The following is a 19,350-nucleotide window of genomic DNA, read 5'->3' on the forward strand; positions in this document are numbered from 1 at the left end:
CTGACGCAGCTGCGGCAGTGGCTAGCAAACGCCTATCGAGGCCAGCATGTCTTTTGATCTGAGCGCCCGTCTGGCTGCGCGTCAAGCCGACCATTTGTACCGTCACCGTCCTTTGCTCGACAGCCCGCAAGGCCCGGAAGTGGTGGTCGATGGCCAGCAATTATTGGCTTTTTGCAATAACGACTACCTCGGTCTGGCCAATCATCCTCAGGTGATCGAAGCCTGGCAAACCGGTGCCGCGCGTTGGGGCGTAGGCGGTGGTGCCTCGCACCTGGTCATCGGTCACAGCACCCCGCACCACGCACTGGAAGAAGCCTTGGCCGAATTTACCGGCCGCCCGCGTGCGCTGTTGTTCAGCAATGGCTATATGGCCAATCTGGGCGCAGTGACTGCGCTGGTAGGTCAGGGCGACACGGTGCTTGAAGACCGTCTCAACCATGCGTCCTTGCTGGATGCGGGCTTGTTGAGCGGTGCGCGCTTCAATCGCTATTTGCATAACGACCCGGCCAGCCTGGCCAATCGAATGGCCAAGGCCTGTGGCAACACGCTGGTGGTCACTGACGGCGTATTTAGCATGGACGGCGACGTGGCCGACCTGCCTGCGCTGGCCCGCGAGGCCAAGGCAAACGACGCGTGGCTGATGGTCGATGATGCTCACGGTTTTGGCACCTTGGGCGTCAATGGCGGCGGCATTGTCGAGCATTTCGGCTTGAGCGTTGCGCAGGTGCCGGTTCTCATGGGGACCTTGGGCAAAGCATTTGGCACCAGCGGCGCGTTTGTGGCGGGCAGTGAGGAACTGATCGAAAGCCTGATTCAGTTTGCCCGCCCCTACATCTACACCACCAGCCAACCGCCCGCACTGGCGTGCGCCACGCTTAAAAGCCTTGAGCTGGTGCGCACTGAGCACTGGCGGCGTGAACACTTGAATACCTTGATAAACCAGTTTCGACGAGGAGCTGAGCAAATCGGGCTGCAACTGATGGACAGTTTTACGCCGATCCAGCCCATCCTGATGGGTGACAGTGCCCGGGCGCTTCGTCTGTCCAAGAGACTGCGTGAGTGCGGTGTATTAGTGACAGCGATTCGCCCACCCACGGTGCCGGCTGGCAGCGCGCGCTTACGGGTCACCTTGTCCGCTGCGCACACAGAAGCACAGGTGCAGCTACTGTTATCAGTACTGGACGACTGTTGGCGCGAGCTGGAGTTTGACGATGCGTGATCGATTGTTTTTGTTACCGGGCTGGGGCTTGGGTGTTTCCCCGCTGGAGCCTTTGGCGGCGGCGTTACGCGGCCTCGACGAGCACCTGCGGGTGGAAATCGAGCCACTGCCGGTGCTGGCTTCGGCCACGCTGAACGACTGGCTCGACGAACTGGATGCCACAGTGCCCGACAACGTCTGGCTGGGGGGGTGGTCGTTGGGCGGGATGCTGGCCAGTGAGTTGGCCGCACGGCGTGGAGACCGGTGCTGTGGGCTGGTCACATTGGCCAGTAACCCGAATTTTGTTTGCCGTGACGATTGGCCCACTGCGATGCCCGTCGCCACCTTTGATGCCTTCCTGAACAGTTTTCGGGACGCGCCCAATACTCTTCTGAAACGCTTTTGCCTGTTGTGCAGCCAGGGCGCTGCTGATACGCGCGGGCTCGCCGGATTACTGCTGGCCGGTGCCCCCAAAGCGCAGCGCGATGTTCTGGTCGCGGGGCTTGAGCTGCTGGGCAGGCTGGATACGCGGGCAGCCTTGCAAGCATTCACCGGGCCGCAATTACACCTGTTCGCGGGGTTGGATGCGCTGGTACCTGAATCGGCAGCGACGCAGGTGCTGGCGCTGTTGCCGGATGTCGAAGTGGGCCTGATTGAACAGGCTTCTCATGCTTTTTTACTGGAAGCACCCCACGAATTGGCGGCGGCAATACAGGCTTTTTTACATGAGTTGGGTGATGACTGATTTTAATAGTGCGACGTTGGCCAACCCTTTGCCTGACAAGCGTCAGGTGGCGGTTTCGTTCTCCCGTGCGGCCAGCAGCTATGACAGGGTGGCGGAGTTGCAACGCGCAGTGGGTCATGAGTTGATCGCCCGACTGCCTGCAGACCTCATGCCTGAGCGCTGGCTGGATCTGGGGTGTGGTACGGGGTATTTCAGCCGCGCGTTGAGTCAGCATTTTGCTGATAGCCAAGGGCTGGCTCTGGATATCGCCCAAGGTATGTTGTCTTACGCGCGGCCGTTGGGCGGGGCGCAGCATTTTATTGCCGGCGACGCCGAAAGCCTGCCACTCCAGGACAACAGCTGTGATTTGATTTTTTCCAGCCTGGCGCTGCAATGGTGTGCTGATTTCAATGCCGTGCTCAGTGAAGCCCACCGTGTGCTCAGGCCGGGCGGCGTGCTGGCCTTTGCCAGTTTGTGTGTCGGTACCCTGGGCGAACTGCGCGACAGCTGGCGGGCTGTGGACGGGCAGGTTCACGTCAATCGTTTCCGCGAGCTAGAGACCTATCAACAGACGTGTGCCGACAGTGATTTGCAGGTACTTGGCTTGCAGATTCAGCCCCATGTGCTGCACTACCCACAAGTGCGCCAGCTCACCTACGAACTGAAAGCCTTGGGGGCGCATAACCTCAATCCGGGGCGTCCGGAAGGCTTGACCACTCGGGCGCGGATTCAAAAGCTGGTGGGGGCGTATGAGCAATTTCGGCAACCTTTAGGGCTACCGGCAACGTATCAAGTGGTATACGGCATTTTGGAGAAAACGCGATGAACCCAGCGTACTTCATTACAGGCACCGACACCGATGTAGGCAAGACCACGGTGGCCGCAGGGTTGTTGTTTGCCGCCCGCGAAGCCGGGCTGAGCACCGCGGCTGGCAAGCCGGTGGCCTCGGGGTGTGAACATACCCCCAAGGGTTTGCGCAATGCCGATGCATTGGCGCTGATGGCTGAATGCTCGATACCGCTGACGTACCACGAAGTCAATCCGGTCGCCTTTGAACCGGCCATTGCCCCGCATATTGCCGCACGCGAAGTGGGCGTGACATTGACTGTAGAGTCGCTGCTGGCCCCCATGCAGGCCATTTTGGCCAAGCAGGCGCAGTTCACGCTCATTGAGGGCGCAGGCGGTTGGCGCGTGCCGCTGTCCGGGCAAGACAGTTTGTCGGACTTGGCCCAAGCGCTGGATCTACCGGTCATTTTGGTGGTGGGTGTGCGCCTGGGCTGTATCAGTCACGCGTTGCTGACCGCCGAAGCCATCGCCCGAGACGGCCTGCAACTGGCCGGCTGGGTGGCCAACATTATTGGCCCGAAGAACTCACGCCTGGAAGAAAACCTCGCCACGTTAGCGGAGCGCTTACCCGCCCCGTGTCTGGGGCGCGTACCGCGTCTAAAGTCCGCCAGCGCCCATGCGGTGGCCGAGCACCTGCAATTGGACTTGCTGGACTAACCCGTCTTTCACCCGGAGCCGCTGCCGCAGACGGCCTCCGATTGCAAAACGATCGTAAACCCTGAGCGTTCCATCTATCTGACAGATCGCAGGCATTGGGTTTACGACGACTGCGTCGCCGGACGCAGCCTGAGGCAGCCTGAGGCAGCGGCTACAGGTTTTTTCGACTCCTTCATTCTGTTATCCGAGACGAACGGCGGCATCGCGCTGCTTGACAATAAATTGGCGTAAACGTATGTTTCAAACACCTGTTTGACCGCAATAACACATCCACGCGGTTGTTCATCCAAGGTTTCATCAGCAGAGGTTTATCGCTATGCCTGACTACAAGGCCCCCTTGCGTGATATTCGCTTCGTTCGTGACGAACTGCTCGGTTACGAAGCGCATTATCAAAGCCTGCCGGCTTGCCAGGACGCTACTCCAGATATGGTTGACGCCATTCTTGAAGAAGGCGCCAAGTTCTGTGAGCAGGTGCTGGCACCTCTGAACCGTGTGGGTGACATTGAAGGCTGCACCTGGAGTGAGTCCGGTGTAAAAACCCCGACTGGCTTCAAAGAAGCCTATAAGCAATTTGTTGAAGGCGGCTGGCCGAGTCTGGCTCACGACGTCGAGCACGGCGGTCAAGGCTTGCCTGAGTCCTTGGGCCTGGCCGTGAGCGAAATGGTCGGTGCGGCCAACTGGTCGTGGGGCATGTACCCTGGCCTGTCTCATGGTGCGATGAACACCATCTCCGAGCACGGCACTCCGGAACAGCAAGAGACCTACCTGAGCAAACTGGTCACCGGCGAATGGACGGGCACCATGTGCCTGACCGAATCGCACTGCGGTACCGATCTGGGCCTGCTGCGCACCAAAGCCGAACCTCAGGCTGATGGTGCTTACAAAATATCCGGCACCAAGATTTTCATCTCGGCCGGTGAACACGACATGGCCGACAACATCGTCCATATCGTACTGGCTCGCCTGCCCGATGCACCGGCGGGCACCAAAGGTATCTCGCTGTTTATCGTGCCCAAGTTCAACGCCAATGCTGATGGCAGCCTGGGTGAGCGCAATGCGGTGTCCTGTGGCTCCCTTGAACACAAAATGGGCATTCACGGTAACGCCACCTGCGTGATGAACTTCGACGGCGCCACCGGTTACCTGATCGGCCCGCCGAACAAAGGCCTGAACTGCATGTTCACCTTTATGAACACCGCGCGTCTGGGCACCGCACTGCAAGGCCTGTCTCATGCGGAAATCGCCTTCCAGGGCGGTCTGAAATACGCCCGTGACCGCTTGCAAATGCGTTCGTTGACCGGCCCTAAAGCCCCTGAAAAGGCCGCTGACCCGATCATCGTTCACCCAGACGTACGCCGCATGTTGTTGACCACCAAGGCGTTCGCCGAAGGCAACCGCGCGATGGTTTACTTCACTGCCAAGCAAGTTGACATCGTCAAGTACGGTGTTGATGAAGACGAGAAGAAGAAAGCCGACGCGCTGCTGGCCTTCATGACCCCCATCGCTAAAGCCTTTATGACTGAAGTCGGTTTTGAGTCCGCTAACCACGGCGTTCAAATCTACGGCGGCCACGGCTTTATCGCTGAGTGGGGCATGGAGCAGAACGTTCGCGACAGCCGTATTTCGATGCTGTACGAAGGCACTACCGGTATTCAGGCCCTCGATCTGCTCGGCCGTAAAGTCTTGATGACTCAAGGCGAAGCCCTGAAAAGCTTCACCAAGATCGTGCACAAGTTCTGTCAGAACAACGAAGGCAACGAAGCTGTTCAGGAGTTCGTCACGCCGTTGGCTGCACTGAACAAGGAGTGGGGCGAGCTGACCATGAAGGTCGGTATGGCGGCGATGAAAAACCGTGAAGAAGTGGGTGCTGCCTCTGTCGATTACCTGATGTATTCCGGTTATGCGTGCCTGGCGTACTTCTGGGCTGACATGGCCCGTCTGGCTGCTGAGAAACTGGCTGCAGGCACTTCGGAAGAAGCCTTCTACAAAGCTAAGCTGCAAACAGCGCGCTTCTACTTCCAGCGCATCCTGCCGCGCACTCGCGCACACGTGGCGACCATGCTATCGGGTGCTGCCAACCTGATGGACATGAAAGAAGAAGATTTCGACCTGGGCTACTAAGCCCCGGCGTGTCCTCTGCAAAAGCCGCTTCTCCTTCGGGGGACGCGGCTTTTTTTGGTTAATCCCCTCTAGCCGCTGCCGAAGGCTGCGAAGGGTTGCGCAGCAATCCGTTCATCTGAAAGCACCGCAACTCGCCGCGCAGCCTTCGGCAGCGACTACAAGGATGTGACTGTGTTTTAAATAATAGTCACAGCTTGACCCTATGTATCGCTATCGTCGTTAAGCTAGACTGCCACCTTCGCACAACGGTCCGTTTCGGGCTTTACCGTTTAAAGACAACGAGGTTTGCCATGGCTGATTACAAAGCGCCCCTGCGCGATATGCGCTTCGTCCTCAATGAAGTGTTCGAGGTTGCTTCTCTTTGGGCGCAACTGCCTGCATTGGCAGAGTCTGTTGATGCTGAAACGGTAGAAGCCATTCTCGAAGAAGCAGGCAAAGTGACTGCCAAAAGCATCGCGCCCTTGAGCCGCAGTGCTGATGAAGAAGGCTGCCATTGGCATGACACCGTGGTCACGACGCCAGCCGGTTTTGTCGACGCTTATAAAACCTACGCCGAAGGCGGTTGGGTGGGGGTGGGCGGTAACCCTGAGTTCGGCGGCATGGGCATGCCCAAGTCGGTATCGGCCCAAGTCGAAGAAATGATCAACTCCTCAAGCCTGGCATTCGGCCTGTATCCGATGCTGACCTCCGGCGCGTGTGTGTCGATCAATGCCCACGCCAGCGAAGAATTGAAAGCGACTTACTTGCCCAAGTTGTACTCGGGCGAGTGGGCCGGTTCCATGTGTTTGACCGAGCCGCATGCCGGTACTGATTTGGGGATTATCCGCACTAAGGCAGAGCCGCAGGCAGACGGCTCTTATAAAGTCAGCGGCACCAAGATCTTTATCACCGGTGGCGAGCACGATCTCACCGAAAACATCATTCATCTGGTATTGGCCAAATTGCCGGACGCTCCGGCAGGTCCGAAAGGCATTTCGTTATTTCTGGTGCCCAAGTTCATGGTTAATCCCGATGGCAGCCTGGGTGCACGCAACCCGGTCACCTGCGGCTCTATTGAACACAAGATGGGCATTCAGGCCTCGGCAACCTGTGTGATGAACTTCGACGAAGCGGTGGGTTATTTGGTCGGTGAGCCTAACCGTGGCTTGGCGGCGATGTTCACCATGATGAACTACGAGCGTCTGGGCGTTGGCATTCAGGGGCTGGCCTCGGGTGAGCGTTCGTATCAGAACGCCGTGGAATACGCCCGTGACCGCTTGCAGGGTCGCGCAGCAACCGGCGCTCAAGCCAAAGACAAAGTGGCTGACCCGATCATTGTCCACGCCGATGTGCGTCGCATGTTGCTGACCATGAAAGCCAGCAACGAAGGGGGTCGTGCCTTTTCGACTTATGTGGCCAACCAGCTGGATATCGCCAAGTTCAGTGAAGACCCGACGGCGCGTGAGCGCGCAGATGCGCTGGTGGCGTTATTGACGCCGGTGGCCAAGGCTTTTCTGACGGACCTTGGTCTGGAAACAACAGTGCATGGCCAGCAAATCTTTGGTGGTCACGGCTATATTCGCGAATGGGGCCAGGAACAATTAGTGCGCGATGTACGCATCACGCAAATCTACGAAGGCACCAACGGTATTCAGGCGCTGGATCTGGTCGGCCGCAAGGTTGTGGCCAATGGCGGGGCTTATTACCGTTTATTCGCCGACGAAGTTCGCCAGTTCATCGCTTCGGCCCACAGCGACTTGAGCGAGTTCACCCAACCCTTGGCCTCAGCTTTGGACACACTTGATGGGTTGACGGCCTGGGTACTGGAACGCTCAAAAAAGAACCCGAATGAAATCGGTGCAGCCTCTGTGGAGTACCTGCACGTTTTTGGTTACACGACGTATGCCTACATGTGGGCCAAGATGGCGAAAGCGGCATCGGGCAAAGAGTCCGATGAGGCTTTTTATGTCAGCAAGCTGGCCACTGCGCGCTTCTACTTCGCCCGTTTGCTGCCGCGTATTCAGTCGTTGAGCGCCTCGGTAATGGCGGGCAGCGAGTCGCTTTATCTGTTGGACGAATCACATTTTTAAAATGTTTACCACAATGTAAGCATTTGCTTACATTACGTGCTGCCAATCTCCCATATCCCCGGATTGGATCCATAGGTAATCTGATTGCCATGGACGTAGAGCAGGAAGCTCAAAGAAACAACATGGATACGTAGGATTCTGCCAGGACGGCGGAGTGAAATGGATGTCAGGGAAACAGTCTGTAAAACCCCGCCTCGGCGGGGTTTTCTTTTTTGTGCGTCAGAAATATCTTCCGTAGCAGCTGCCGAAGGCGGCGTCCGGCGACAAGTTCGTCGTTAAACCAGTGTGCTCAATAAGAACGGCCCAAAGCGGTGCCTACAACACACCTTCCTTGTCATGCATCACGTCTTCAAGCAGTGTGCGCAGCAGCCCCAGTGTGGCTTGCTGGCGTTGCACATCGCGGCACACCAGCCCTACCGTCAGCGGTACACGCGGCTCACTCAGGGGTTTCCAGAGGAGTGCCTGGTTCTCGTGCTCATGCCGCGAACGGCCCGGTAGCACTGTAGCCAGTTTGGTGTGCGGCAAACTTTCGAGAATCCCCGCCATGGTGTTTAACTCAGCCTGTACCTGGGGGCGACGGCCCAAGCTGGCCAACTGGTTTTTCCAGATTTGCCGCACCTGAAATTCTTCCCCCAACAACAACATCGGCAACTCCGCGGCTTGTGTCACAGACACCTTCTTGAATTCTCGCAGGGGATGATCAGCCGGTATCACCAGTTGCAGTTCGTCTTCATACAGCACCAGGCCGTGCAGTCCGCCCTGACGGGGTGGCAGGTAACTGATGCCTATATCTAACGTGCCATTGAGCAGGCGCCGTTCAATCTCGATGCCGGTCAGCTCGTAAATCTGCACCACTAGATGAGGCTGGGCCTTGCGCACCCTTTCAAGCATTTGCGGCACCAGACTGGTGTGCACGGTTTGCAATACGCCAATGGCCAGCGTGCGCAACGCCTGCCCGCGGAAATTGCTGAGCGCTTCTTTGGCCCGCTGCAACCCGTCGAGCAGTGGCAAAGCATGGTTATACAGCGTGTGGGCAGCGAGGGTCGGTAGCAGGCGCTTACTGCTGCGCTCAAACAGGCTGACATCAAGGTTATGTTCGAGTAAACGGATCTGCTGGGACAGGGCCGGTTGCGAGATAGAAAGCCGTTCGGCCGCTCGGCCTACATGACCTTCTTCATAAACCGCGACGAAATAACGCAGTTGCTTGAAATCCATAATTAATACTTATCGAAAATGCTTAAAAATCGAAATGGCTCAAAAAGCCGTCGGGGCCTAGTCTACGCCCATTGCGCTGGGCTGATCGAGCCGGATGGTCTGATATTCGAGACCATCAACAGGTTCTTTTACATAGGCGCAGCTGAAAACCCGATAGAGGTTACAGGCACCTGGTAGAGCCAGGACAGTTGCAAATCAAATCTGCTTATGGTCACAAGGTCTGCGTGCATGAACCTGTTTAACCTGCGTCGTCAAACGTCCAGTCTTGATCAACTGGCGGCTGTTGCTGTGCGCCCGCCAGAAAACGCTTCAATGCCAGTCAACTATCTGATGCCCAGCGTAGAACGCCCGGCGCAGGTTTTTGTGCGCGGTCAGGGCTCCTGGATGTGGGACAGCGACAGTCGCGCCTATCTCGACTTCACGCAAGGGGGGGCGGTCAACAGTCTCGGGCACAGTCCCGCAGTGCTGATCAAGGCGATGGCTGAGCAGACGCAGTCGTTGATGAACCCGGGTGCCGGTTTTTATAACCGTGCAATGCTGACCTTGGCCGAGCGCCTGTGCGAAAGCACGGGCAGTGATCAGGTGCATTTTCTGAATACAGGGGCTGAGGCCAACGAAGGCGCGATCAAGCTGGCGCGTAAGTGGGGCCAACTGCATCGCGGCGGCGCTCATCGCATCATCACCGCAACCCGCAGTTGCCATGGGCGCAGTTTTGGCGCGATGTCGGCATCTGGCAGCGGCACGTTTGATAACCGTTTCGAGCCGCAACTGCCGGGCTTCATCAATGTACCGTTCAACGACTTGCCCGCGTTACATGCGGCGGTTGATGCGCAGACCGTGGCGATCATGCTGGAACCTGTGCAGAGCGAAGCCGGGGTGATTCCTGCCACCGAGCACTACCTCAAGGGTGTGGAACGGCTCTGCCGAGAATTGGGCATCTTGCTGATTCTGGATGAAGTCCAAACCGGTATGGGCCGCTGCGGCACCTTGCTGGCGGAGCAAAATTACGGTGTAAGAGCCGATATTGTGACCTTGGGCAAAGGCTTGGGCGGCGGCGTGCCCTTGGCGGCACTGCTGGCACGGGGCAAGGCGTGTTGCCTGGAGCCGGGTGAGTTGGGCGGCACCCATCATGGCAATGCCTTGATGACTGCCGCCGGGGTTGCCGTGCTCGATACGCTGCTGGAAAAGAATTTCCTGCAAGGCATTCGCGAAGCCGGCCAGCACCTGCGCGAAGGACTGAGTCGCCTGGCCAATAGTTATGCACAGGGTGAATTGCGCGGGCAGGGGTTGCTCTGGGGTTTAACCCTGTCAGATAACTCGGCGGATGCCGTGGTCAATGCGGCCTTGTATGAGGGCTTGCTGATCAGCGCTCCGCAGCCTGACTGCTTGCGTTTCACGCCTGCGCTGTGCGTCAGCAAAGGCAATATTGACGAGATGCTGCTGCGTCTGGCCCGGGCCTTTGCCCGCGTTCGCACCGCGCAATTGCAGTGCCGTCGAGGGGTTGCGGTCTGATCGCACCCGCTCCACAGAATTTAACGAACCGTCTCGCGGTATCCCGCGCGCCCCATGCCTGTTTCTTTCGGCATGGGGCGTTTTTTTTGCCTGGGGATAAGTTGGCACTGAACCTTTTAACCGCGCCCAGAGTCGATTAACGGTCGGGCTTGAATGAGCCCACTTTATTATTGGGGAGCTGAAAACATGGACTTTATAAGAATCATCATTGCCATCCTGCTTCCACCACTGGGTGTGTTTCTACAAGTGGGTTTCGCCGGTGCATTCTGGCTGAATATTCTGTTGACCCTGTGTGGTTATATCCCGGGCGTTGTGCATGCGGTTTACATCATTGCTAAACGATAAGACCGCCTGCGGCAGCGGCTACCGGTTTTGCATGACATTGCAATAAAACAACCATTCCTGCTCCAGTGCGTGAGCCTGATTACTGGCCTTTCGAAAGCCGTGGCGCTCGTCCGGATAGTAGTGCGCTTGAGCCGGAATGCCGTTGTCTTGCAATGCCTTGACCATGTCACGGGTTTGCTGCGGCACGACCACCGCGTCCAGTTCGCCTTGAAAGAAAATCACCGGCACGCGGATTTTATCGGCGTGTATTAAAGGCGTGCGCGCCGCATAGCGTTCGGCGTCACGTTGCGGATCGCCGATCAGCCAATCCAGGTAATCGCCTTCAAACTTATGGGTAGCCCTGGCCAAAGCAACAGGGTCACTGACGCCGTACAGGCTTGCCCCCGCGCGGAACACGTTCTTGAACGCCAAGGCGCACAAGGTGGTGTACCCGCCCGCGCTGCCCCCGCGAATAAAGGCGTGGCTGGCATCAATCAAACCCTGCGCTGCGAGATGACTGACAACGGCGCAAGCGTCTTCTACATCCACTTCGCCCCATTTCAGGTGCAGCGCTTGACGATAGGCACGGCCATAGCCGGTGCTGCCGCGATAGTTCAGATCGGCCACGGCAAAGCCGCGCTGCGTCCAGTACTGAATACGTGGATCGAGCATCGGGTAGCAAGCCGAGGTTGGGCCACCGTGGATAAACACCACCAGCGGCGGCGCAGCCTGTGCGTTCATTGCCGGGTAGAAAAAACCATGTGCCTCGCCGTCCCCTGAAGGGTAACGCAGGGTCTGCGGGTAGCTGATCTGATCAGCAGGCAAAGGTGCAACGCCGCCGGCCAGAACACTCAGGTGTTTGTCGCTTCGACGAATGGCAATCACGGCCGAGGGGCTGACGGGCGATGCGGCGATGCAATAGATGAACGCGTCATCCAGCGCCAGACTGCGGAAGCGGCTGTACTCCCCCGTGAAGTCTTCAACAGTGCCATCGGCTAAACGCAAACCCAGACGTCCGAATCCGGCCTGTGTCCAACTGGCCAGATAGTTCTGCTCCCCCAGCGGTAACCAGGTGCTGGCGCCTAATTGCCAAGGTGCCGGTGCATGGTCGGCGGCGCTGGCGGGAGCGGGCACCAGCCCTTCGCCGGACTCAGCCCAAGGCTGCCAGAAGCCCGCCCGGTCGGTAAGGCAATGCAGCCTGTTGTGTTGGTCAAAGCGTGGCTGTTGCAGTGACTCTTCACTTAAGTCACCGGCAATACAGTGAGCGGCATTCCAGTGACCGTCGACTTGCCCTTCGGCCAGCATCAAACGTGTAGCGGTCCAGGGTTGGTGCGGGCGGCTCCATTCGATCCAGGCCAGACGCTGACCGTCCGGGCTTAAGGTGGGTGCCGCGTAGAAGTCCGCGCCCTCGGCCAGTACCTGACGCTCAAGCGTGCTTGCATGAATGCTGACCAGCCGGTGCTGATCGGCCTGTTCTTCGACTGCAAGTACCCGCCCATCAAACCATTGCACATCACCATAACGGCACGTGCCCGTCGTCAGCGCCTGTGGTGCGCTGCCGTCCAGTGCCTGACGGTACAGTTGCTGGTCGGCTTCATTGACGAACACCACCCCGTCATCGCTCAGGCAGAAGGCGCCGCCACCATATTCGTAGACCCGGCTGCGCACGCTGAAACCCGCAGGCGTCAGGCAGCGGGCCTGGCCATCGCACCAGTGCCAGAGGCGGCAAGCCGCGTCCTGGGGCCGGTATTCATTCCAGAACAGGCCCGCAGCGCCGACCCTCAGTTCAGCGAAATCGATCCCTGCGGCGACAGCGAGTTCGGCGCTGAACGGTTCAGCCTTTGGCGATGAGACGGGAGTTTCGTTCATTTCGGAAGGCCAGTTGTTCGATGGTCTGAGTGGCGTGCTCGGCTTCTTCACGCGCCTTGAGAATCAGGTCATGCTGTGGCGACTTGCTGCACACCGGGTCTGCGTTACTGGCATCGCCCGTGAGCATAAAGGCCTGACAACGACAGCCGCCGAAGTCCTTTTCTTTTTCGTCACACGAGCGGCAAGGCTCGGGCATCCAGTCGTAACCGCGAAAACGGTTGAAGCCAAACGAGTCGTACCAAATGTGCTGCATGCTGTGATCGCGCACGTTGGGGAACTCGACCGGCATTTGCCGTGCGCCGTGGCACGGCAGTGCTGTGCCGTCAGGGGTGACTGTCAAAAAGATACTGCCCCAGCCATTCATGCAGGCTTTAGGGCGTTCTTCGTAATAGTCCGGGGTGACAAATATCAGCTTGCAGGGATGGCCTTCGGCTTCAAGTTTGGCCCGGTATTCGTTAGTGATGCGTTCAGCCCGGACAAGCTGCTCTTTGGTCGGCAGCAAGCCGACGCGGTTCAGCTGCGCCCAGCCGTAGAACTGGCAAGTGGCAAGCTCCACGAAGTCGGCCTCAAGGGCGATGCACAGCTCGATGATGCGGTCGATCTTGTCGATGTTGTGCCGATGGGTCACAAAGTTCAGCACCATCGGATAGCCGTGGGCTTTCACGGCGCGGGCCATTTCGAGCTTTTGCGCGAAGGCTTTTTTTGAACCGGCCAGCAGGTTGTTGACCTGTTCGTCGCTGGCTTGAAAGCTGATCTGGATATGGTCCAGTCCGGCCTTTTTGAAATCGCTGATTTTTTGCTCGGTGAGGCCGATGCCCGAGGTAATCAGGTTGGTGTAAAAACCCAGTTTGCGGGCCTCTGCGATCAGTTCGGCCAAGTCCTGGCGCACCAGGGGTTCGCCGCCGGAGAAGCCCAACTGCGCTGCGCCCATTTCCCGCGCCTCGCGAAACACTTTGATCCACTGTTCAGTCGTCAGCTCTTTGCCTTGCTGGGCAAAGTCCAGCGGGTTGGAACAGTACGGACATTGCAGCGGGCAGCGATACGTCAGCTCGGCCAGCAGCCACAGCGGCAGACCGACTTCGGGTTTGGGTGGCAGCGCCATCGGGCTTTCAGACAAGTTCGATCCAGTGCTCTGCACGAGCGACCTCCATAAATTGCTCGATGTCTGCGCCGAGCTCGGGTACGCCGGGGAACTGTTTGTCCAGTTCGCCGATGACAGCGGCAACGTCGCGCTGGCCATCAATCAGACCACCGATCAAGGCTGCGCTGTCGTTGAGTTTGATCATGCCTTCGGGGTATAGCAGCACGTGGCCTTTTTGCGCCGGCTCGTATTGAAAGCGGTAGCCGGGGCGCCAGGTCGGGATCTTGCTGCGATCGAAGCTCATAGAGTGATTCCTTTGTGCCAGACACGTTGGTCGGTCACGCTGTGATAAGGCGGGCGACCCAGCTCGTAGGCCATGGTCATGGCATCGAGCATGCTCCACAAAATGTCCAGTTTGAACTGGAGAATTTCCAGCATGCGCTGCTGGCCTTCGTAAGTGGTGTAGTGCTGCAAAGTGATCGCCAGACCATGTTCGACGTCGCGGCGGGCTTGGCCCAGACGCGTGCGGAAATACTCATAACCGGCCGGATCGATCCACGGGTAATGCTGCGGCCAGCTGTCCAGACGAGACTGGTGAATCTGCGGCGCGAACATTTCGGTGAGCGAGCTGCTGGCGGCTTCTTCCCACGTGGCGCGACGGGCGAAGTTGACATAAGCGTCTACCGCAAAACGAACACCCGGCAGTACCAGTTCCTGAGAGCGTAGTTGATCCGGGTCCAGGCCAACGGCTTGCCCCAATCGCAGCCAAGCTTCGATGCCGCCGTCTTCACCGGGAGCGCCGTCGTGGTCGATCATGCGTTGAATCCACTCGCGGCGCACTTCCCGGTCAGGGCAGTTGGCGAGGATGGCGGCGTCTTTAAGCGGGATGTTGACCTGATAGTAATAGCGGTTGGCGACCCAGCCCTGAATCTGCTCGCGGGTCGCGCGGCCTTCATACATCGCCACCTGATACGGGTGATAGATGTGGTAATACGCGCCTTTGGCCCGCAGTGCGGCTTCGAACTCGGCGGTGGAGAGAGGGGCTTGGGTCATGGTGCCTCCAAATTAATTGGTTTTGCCTTCGTAGCAGCTGCCGAAGGCTGCGTTGGGCGGCAAAGCCGTCCTGAAATCAGACCGCGCGGTTTATCAGTTAAACCAGATATGCCTTTCTACGATTGCTTCGCAACCGGACGCAGCCTACGGCAGCTGCTACGGATCGTTTTGTTTACAGCTCGATGCTCATGCCATCAAAGGCGACTTCAACACCCCGGCGGGCCAGTTCGGCGCGCTCGGCAGAGTCTTCATTGAGGATCGGGTTGGTGTTGTTGATATGGATCAGCACCTTGCGTTGCTCTGGCAATTGCTCAAGCACTTCGAGCATGCCGCCGGGGCCGTTTTGGGCGAGATGACCCATTTCACGACCAGTGCGTGTACCGACGCCACGGCGCTGCATTTCATCGTCGTCCCACATCGTGCCGTCCACCAATAGGCAATCGCTGCCTGCCATGATTTCCAGCAACGGCGCATCGACTTTGCCCAGGCCCGGTGCGTAGAACAGTTTGCCGCCGGTACGCAGGTCTTCAACGATCAAGCCGATGTTATCGCCCGGATGCGGGTCGAAGCGGTGCGGCGAGTACGGCGGCGCTGCGCTGCGCAAAGGCAACGGGCTGAAGCGCAGGTTCGGGCAGGCGGGGATGGTGAATGAGCCTTCCAGCTCAATACGGTGCCAGTTCAGGCCGCCGTTCCAGTGCTTGAGCATGTTGAATAACGGGAAGCCGGTGCTCAGGTCTTCATGCACCATGTCGGTACACCACACATCGTGCGGGCAACCTTCTCGCAGGCTCAGCAGGCCGGTGGTGTGATCGATCTGGCTGTCCATCAAAATGATGGCGCTGATCCCGGTATCACGCAGCGCGCGGCCCGGTTGCATCGGGGCAAAGCTCTGCAATTGCGCACGGATGTCGGGCGAGGTGTTGCACAGTACCCAGTTGACGCCGTCATCGGAGAGGGCAATCGATGATTGGGTGCGTGCCTTGGCGTTCAGCGTGCCATCGCGAAAACCCGCGCAGTTGACGCAGTTACAGTTCCACTGCGGGAAACCACCGCCTGCGGCGGAACCTAGAATCTGGACAAACATGGCGTGTTCTCTTGCAAATCTGAAAATAAAAACGCCCCGGCGAACCGAGGCGTTGGGTTGCTCTGCTCAGCGCTCTATGGAAGAGCCAAAACAGATCAACGGCTTGCGAAGTACATGGTGACTTCAAAGCCAATACGCAGGTCGGTGTAAGCAGGTTTAGTCCAAGCCATTTCGTGACTCCTTCTACAGGTGGGTGAATAGGTGTCTCTTGATTACTCCAGCTCCCGGGGAAGCTGTTCAAAAGCTTAGGTGGCTATGTTACTAAATTTGACGCTTTTTGAACGCCTGATGTTGAAGAAAGCTCATTGCAGGGTTGGTAACGATCCGCTTCTTCTTTGATAAAACGGTTCAGGCGCTGCGTGTGTTGCTAAACACAGCCAGCCATTTTCGGTTTGGGCAATGCGCTGTGATGCAGACAGTGTAGTGGCCTGATCCAGCGCCATAAGCGCGTTGTAGAGGGTTGTCAGGTAATCCGACGGATGGCCAGCCAGCTTGGCTTGCCACAGAAGCTCTGCGGCCTGGAGCGCCCCCAGTGACGCGCTCGAAAATTGTTGTGCCAAGGAGGTTCGCGCTTGCGTGAAAGAAGTTTCATCCAGCGCGGCGATCAATCTCGGTAACTCGGCGATAAACGCCTCGATGTGCGCATAGATTTCAGCCGCAGAGGCGTGAGGTGATTGCACGCCAAACAGCAGGCCGGTTTGGCCGTTAATTTGCCGCAGGTCGCTGAATACGGCATAGCCCAGTTGTAACTCAACCCGTAGTTGCTGATAGAACGGTGTTTGGGCCAGATGCGCGAGCAACCGCCACGCGGCTTCGTCAGCCAGATGGCCGATGGGGGCCGGGCAATACACCAACAAAGCCTGTTCGCTGGAGTCGCCGGGTTCGATGTGCCAAGTGTGCTGCAGCGCTGGCGGCTCTGAATGCTGCGCCTTTGGCGTGCCAGGGACTTTGCTCAAAACACTGGTCAGTGCAGCTTGGGTCGATGCGGGTAAGGCGACGGCTAACCCTTCCCATTGTGCGGTGGCCCAGCACGGCTCAAGATCGCTGACCTTGGGCGCCGTACCCTGTTGATGGATCTCGGGCAGACGCTTGAGCAGGTTGCGAATGGGCATCAGGGTCGGCGCGGGTGCAGCGTCGTTTGCACCCGGCGCGACGAGTGAGCGAAGCGCGTGCTCCAGAAGGGTGGGCATGGGCGTGTGAAAGCCTTGCATCTTGAGCAGCAAGCCAGTGCCAGATGAGCTCAATGCCAGCTCGACTCCCGCCTGGCGCGCATCCTGTTGCAGTGAGCGCAAGCTGCTTTGCAGACGCATCAGCAGCGGGTCGTCCAATTGCCCCGGCAGGCTCCAGCGCAAATAAATCGACGCCTCTGTGTTTTGCGCCGCAATGGCTGAGCTGAAACTCATGGCAGACGGGGCACGGCGATCTCGCAACCGATCTTGCGCAAAGGTGCGCAAGCCTCGATGCGCGCTGGTCTGCCCACGAATCAAGCCTGCGCTGACGGGCTCGTCCGGCACCTTGAGAAACGGGTTCGGCGCAGGCAATTGCCAGTCGTGTGCTGACCCATGACGCGCTGGGGGTTGCATCTGTTGCAGGGCGCTTTTGAGTGCGGTGACGCCTTGATCCGACAGCTGGAGAGCGTGTTGCTCTGCGTCACGGCGGGCCAGTTCCAATGCACCACTAACGGCTTGCTGACGCTGTTGCAGCCGATGGTATTCGTCGCGCAGGGTCGGCCATTCGGCTTGAGCACTGAAGAACGACAGCCAGTCGTAAAACGTGTCCCGAATTCTGGAAGCGTGTTGCGCAATGTCTCTGGCAGCACTGAACTCGATTTGCAGCAGTGCCTGACTGTCGAACTGATAAACAGGACTGGCTTTGAGGGTGTCGATCAGGTGTTGCTGGCGTAATGCTGCGACGAGTCCGCCCGGCTTGTCGGCGTTTATCCAGTGACAGAGAAACCCCAGTGCCTGAGCCGACTCGGGTGGCAACGGGTCTAAGGCAAACATTAGGCTCAGGTGCTGCCCGTCTATGTGTTGATAGGCGTGTTCACCTGTGCTCATCAGAGCGGGCGGGGCGATGTGCGGTACGGCTGTGCCGGTGCGCAACACGGCACTGGAGTGCTCGGCCAATGCTTCCAGTTCAGACACTGTTTGCGGGCCAACCAAACTGAGGGTCATTTGCCCGGTTTGGTAGAACTGTTGATAAAAATCCTGCAAGGCCTGCTGAAAGCTCGGGCGGGGGATCGGCAGGCTGTAACGATTGCCAGCATGAAAAGCCCTGAGCGGGTGCGCCGGGTTCAGCGCTTGCAGCCGCGCCAGTTGGCGCTGGGCCGATGGCTCACGGGTCCAGGCGATAAACTCGGCGTGCAGCACTTCGCGTTCGCGCAGTTGCGTTTCTTTGTTCATGCTCGGGTGGGCGAGCATGTCGCACAAGCGTTCGAGGCCACCGGCAAAAGCGCTGGGCGGGAGTTCGAAAAAGAAGTCGGTATGGCGCTCGCTGGTTCTTGCGTTGACTTGACCGCCGTGACGCTGCACGTAGGCCATCAGATTGTCTTGGGCGGCAAAGCGCTCAGTGCCGAGAAACAGCAGATGTTCCAAAAAGTGCGCCAGCCCCGGCCAAGCCGCGGGCACATCGTGGCTGCCTGCTGCTACGCGCAACACGGCTGCACAGCGATTGAGGCGCGGTTCTTGGCGCACAGAAAGGGTGAGACCGTTATTCAGGGTCAAACGTTGGGCGTGAGGGTGGTTCAGCGCAGGCATGGGCACTTCCGCAACAGAGAAGTACCTATGCTAGCGGATCAGCGCTTGGTCAGCTCGTTGTAAAGTTCGGGCCGACGGTCAGCCAGGTAAAAATTACCGTCTTTAGCGTCGAGCAAATGCTGACTGTCTAGCGTGGCCTCAATCAACATTTCATCGTCCTGAGCCAGTGCGATCTGTGAGCCATTAGGCGCTGCGATACTGCTATGGCCGCAGTACTGAATGTCGCCTTCGTGCCCGCAATAGTTGGCATAGGCCACATAACACTGATTCTCGAAGGCGCGGCTGCGCACAGTGACATCCGCAATGAAGTCGTAAGGCGCCATGTTGGCCGTCGGCACCACAATCAACTCAGCCCCGGCCAAGGCCAGGCGTCGGGCATTTTCGGGAAATTCGAGGTCATAACAAATCAGCAAGCCAAGCTTCCAGCCTTCAAGATCGAAGACCGGGAAAGCATCTGGCCCTGGACTGAACATCGTACGATCTAGCTCACCAAACAGATGGGTTTTACGGTAGTTGCACAGGCTTTGACCGTGGGCATCAATCAATTGCACGCTGTTGTAAATGTGCCCGTCTTCGGCGCGTTCGGGGTAGCCGTAAACGATGGCCATGTTATTGGCTTTCGCCAACTTGGCAATGTGCTGTGCAGCTTCGCCGTCCTGAGCTTGCGCGAGCTCGGCGACGGCTTTGGCGCCGATGTTGTAACCCGTGAGAAACATTTCGGGCAGCACCAGCAAGTCGACCGTGTCTTTAGCCTGCAAGACGATAGCCTGCAGGCGTTGCAGATTACCCGCGACGTCCAGTGGTAAAGGCGGGCATTGATAAAGCGCGACGCGCATAAAG

Annotated in this window: 17 protein-coding genes; 8 read left to right on the forward strand and 9 right to left on the reverse strand. The window is 58.3% G+C overall.

What is annotated here, in order from left to right; all coding sequences use genetic code 11:
• Positions 1 to 46: 46 nt before the first annotated feature.
• The 6 genes from bioF to ACI7MX_RS18955 all read left to right on the forward strand — a co-directional run bounded on the left by bioF (position 47) and on the right by ACI7MX_RS18955 (position 7,616).
• Positions 47 to 1,219 (forward strand): 8-amino-7-oxononanoate synthase, encoded by a 1,173-nt coding sequence (gene bioF / locus ACI7MX_RS18930; protein ID WP_405590614.1) that lies wholly within the window; start codon positions 47 to 49, stop codon positions 1,217 to 1,219.
• Positions 1,212 to 1,943, forward strand: a complete 732-nt coding sequence (locus tag ACI7MX_RS18935; RefSeq protein WP_314485616.1) for an alpha/beta fold hydrolase — start codon at positions 1,212 to 1,214, stop codon at positions 1,941 to 1,943. Before bioF ends, ACI7MX_RS18935 begins: the two co-directional genes overlap by 8 nt.
• Entirely contained in the window at positions 1,936 to 2,748 is an 813-nt protein-coding gene (gene bioC, locus ACI7MX_RS18940; protein ID WP_405590611.1) for a malonyl-ACP O-methyltransferase BioC, read from the forward strand. Before ACI7MX_RS18935 ends, bioC begins: the two co-directional genes overlap by 8 nt.
• The gene (bioD, locus tag ACI7MX_RS18945; RefSeq protein ID WP_314485610.1) at positions 2,745 to 3,425 is read left to right on the forward strand and encodes a dethiobiotin synthase; all 681 of its coding nucleotides are present in this window, start codon (positions 2,745 to 2,747) and stop codon (positions 3,423 to 3,425) included. The genes bioC and bioD overlap by 4 nt, the downstream gene beginning before the upstream one ends.
• A gap of 316 nt (positions 3,426 to 3,741) precedes the next feature.
• Positions 3,742 to 5,547: a phenylacyl-CoA dehydrogenase gene (locus ACI7MX_RS18950; protein WP_405590606.1), complete on the forward strand. Its 1,806-nt coding sequence runs from the start codon at positions 3,742 to 3,744 to the stop codon at positions 5,545 to 5,547.
• A 290-nt stretch (positions 5,548 to 5,837) separates the two neighbouring features.
• Entirely contained in the window at positions 5,838 to 7,616 is a 1,779-nt protein-coding gene (locus ACI7MX_RS18955) for an acyl-CoA dehydrogenase C-terminal domain-containing protein (protein ID WP_405590603.1), read from the forward strand.
• 315 nt (positions 7,617 to 7,931) lie between these two features.
• Here ACI7MX_RS18955 and ACI7MX_RS18960 read toward each other — a convergent pair whose 3' ends face one another.
• On the reverse strand, positions 7,932 to 8,831 hold the full coding sequence (locus tag ACI7MX_RS18960) for a LysR family transcriptional regulator (RefSeq protein WP_314485601.1): 900 nt from the start codon (positions 8,829 to 8,831) through the stop codon (positions 7,932 to 7,934).
• A gap of 228 nt (positions 8,832 to 9,059) precedes the next feature.
• Between ACI7MX_RS18960 and ACI7MX_RS18965 the strand changes: the two genes are divergently transcribed.
• Positions 9,060 to 10,343 (forward strand): aspartate aminotransferase family protein, encoded by a 1,284-nt coding sequence (locus tag ACI7MX_RS18965; protein ID WP_405590600.1) that lies wholly within the window; start codon positions 9,060 to 9,062, stop codon positions 10,341 to 10,343.
• 186 nt (positions 10,344 to 10,529) lie between these two features.
• Positions 10,530 to 10,688: a YqaE/Pmp3 family membrane protein gene (locus ACI7MX_RS18970; protein WP_122784145.1), complete on the forward strand. Its 159-nt coding sequence runs from the start codon at positions 10,530 to 10,532 to the stop codon at positions 10,686 to 10,688.
• Positions 10,689 to 10,706: 18 nt separating this feature from the next.
• Here the strand turns inward: ACI7MX_RS18970 and ACI7MX_RS18975 are convergent, their stop codons facing one another.
• The 8 genes from ACI7MX_RS18975 to ACI7MX_RS19010 all read right to left on the reverse strand — a co-directional run bounded on the left by ACI7MX_RS18975 (position 10,707) and on the right by ACI7MX_RS19010 (position 19,346).
• Entirely contained in the window at positions 10,707 to 12,536 is a 1,830-nt protein-coding gene (locus ACI7MX_RS18975) for a S9 family peptidase (protein WP_405590596.1), read from the reverse strand.
• Positions 12,502 to 13,638, reverse strand: a complete 1,137-nt coding sequence (gene pqqE, locus ACI7MX_RS18980) for a pyrroloquinoline quinone biosynthesis protein PqqE (protein WP_167654274.1) — start codon at positions 13,636 to 13,638, stop codon at positions 12,502 to 12,504. Before pqqE ends, ACI7MX_RS18975 begins: the two co-directional genes overlap by 35 nt.
• Before the next feature lie 7 nt (positions 13,639 to 13,645).
• Positions 13,646 to 13,921, reverse strand: a complete 276-nt coding sequence (pqqD, locus tag ACI7MX_RS18985) for a pyrroloquinoline quinone biosynthesis peptide chaperone PqqD (RefSeq protein WP_153377985.1) — start codon at positions 13,919 to 13,921, stop codon at positions 13,646 to 13,648.
• On the reverse strand, positions 13,918 to 14,670 hold the full coding sequence (gene pqqC / locus ACI7MX_RS18990; RefSeq protein WP_314485586.1) for a pyrroloquinoline-quinone synthase PqqC: 753 nt from the start codon (positions 14,668 to 14,670) through the stop codon (positions 13,918 to 13,920). The genes pqqD and pqqC overlap by 4 nt, the downstream gene beginning before the upstream one ends.
• 172 nt (positions 14,671 to 14,842) lie before the next feature.
• Positions 14,843 to 15,754 carry a pyrroloquinoline quinone biosynthesis protein PqqB gene (pqqB, locus tag ACI7MX_RS18995; protein WP_314485583.1) on the reverse strand — a complete coding sequence of 304 codons (912 nt, stop codon included), beginning with the start codon at positions 15,752 to 15,754 and terminating at the stop codon, positions 14,843 to 14,845.
• A gap of 95 nt (positions 15,755 to 15,849) precedes the next feature.
• Positions 15,850 to 15,924, reverse strand: coding sequence for a pyrroloquinoline quinone precursor peptide PqqA (gene pqqA / locus ACI7MX_RS19000; RefSeq protein ID WP_003444522.1), 75 nt, complete (start codon positions 15,922 to 15,924; stop codon positions 15,850 to 15,852).
• A 132-nt stretch (positions 15,925 to 16,056) separates the two neighbouring features.
• Entirely contained in the window at positions 16,057 to 18,510 is a 2,454-nt protein-coding gene (gene pqqF, locus ACI7MX_RS19005; RefSeq protein ID WP_405590591.1) for a pyrroloquinoline quinone biosynthesis protein PqqF, read from the reverse strand.
• A gap of 38 nt (positions 18,511 to 18,548) precedes the next feature.
• A complete protein-coding gene (locus tag ACI7MX_RS19010) occupies positions 18,549 to 19,346 on the reverse strand; it encodes a carbon-nitrogen hydrolase family protein (protein ID WP_405590588.1) in 798 nt (265 codons plus the stop codon).
• Between the last annotated feature and the right edge of the window lie 4 nt (positions 19,347 to 19,350).

It is taken from the genome of Pseudomonas sp. 2024-210 (assembly GCF_045062345.1).
Classification (GTDB): Bacteria; Pseudomonadota; Gammaproteobacteria; order Pseudomonadales; family Pseudomonadaceae; genus Aquipseudomonas.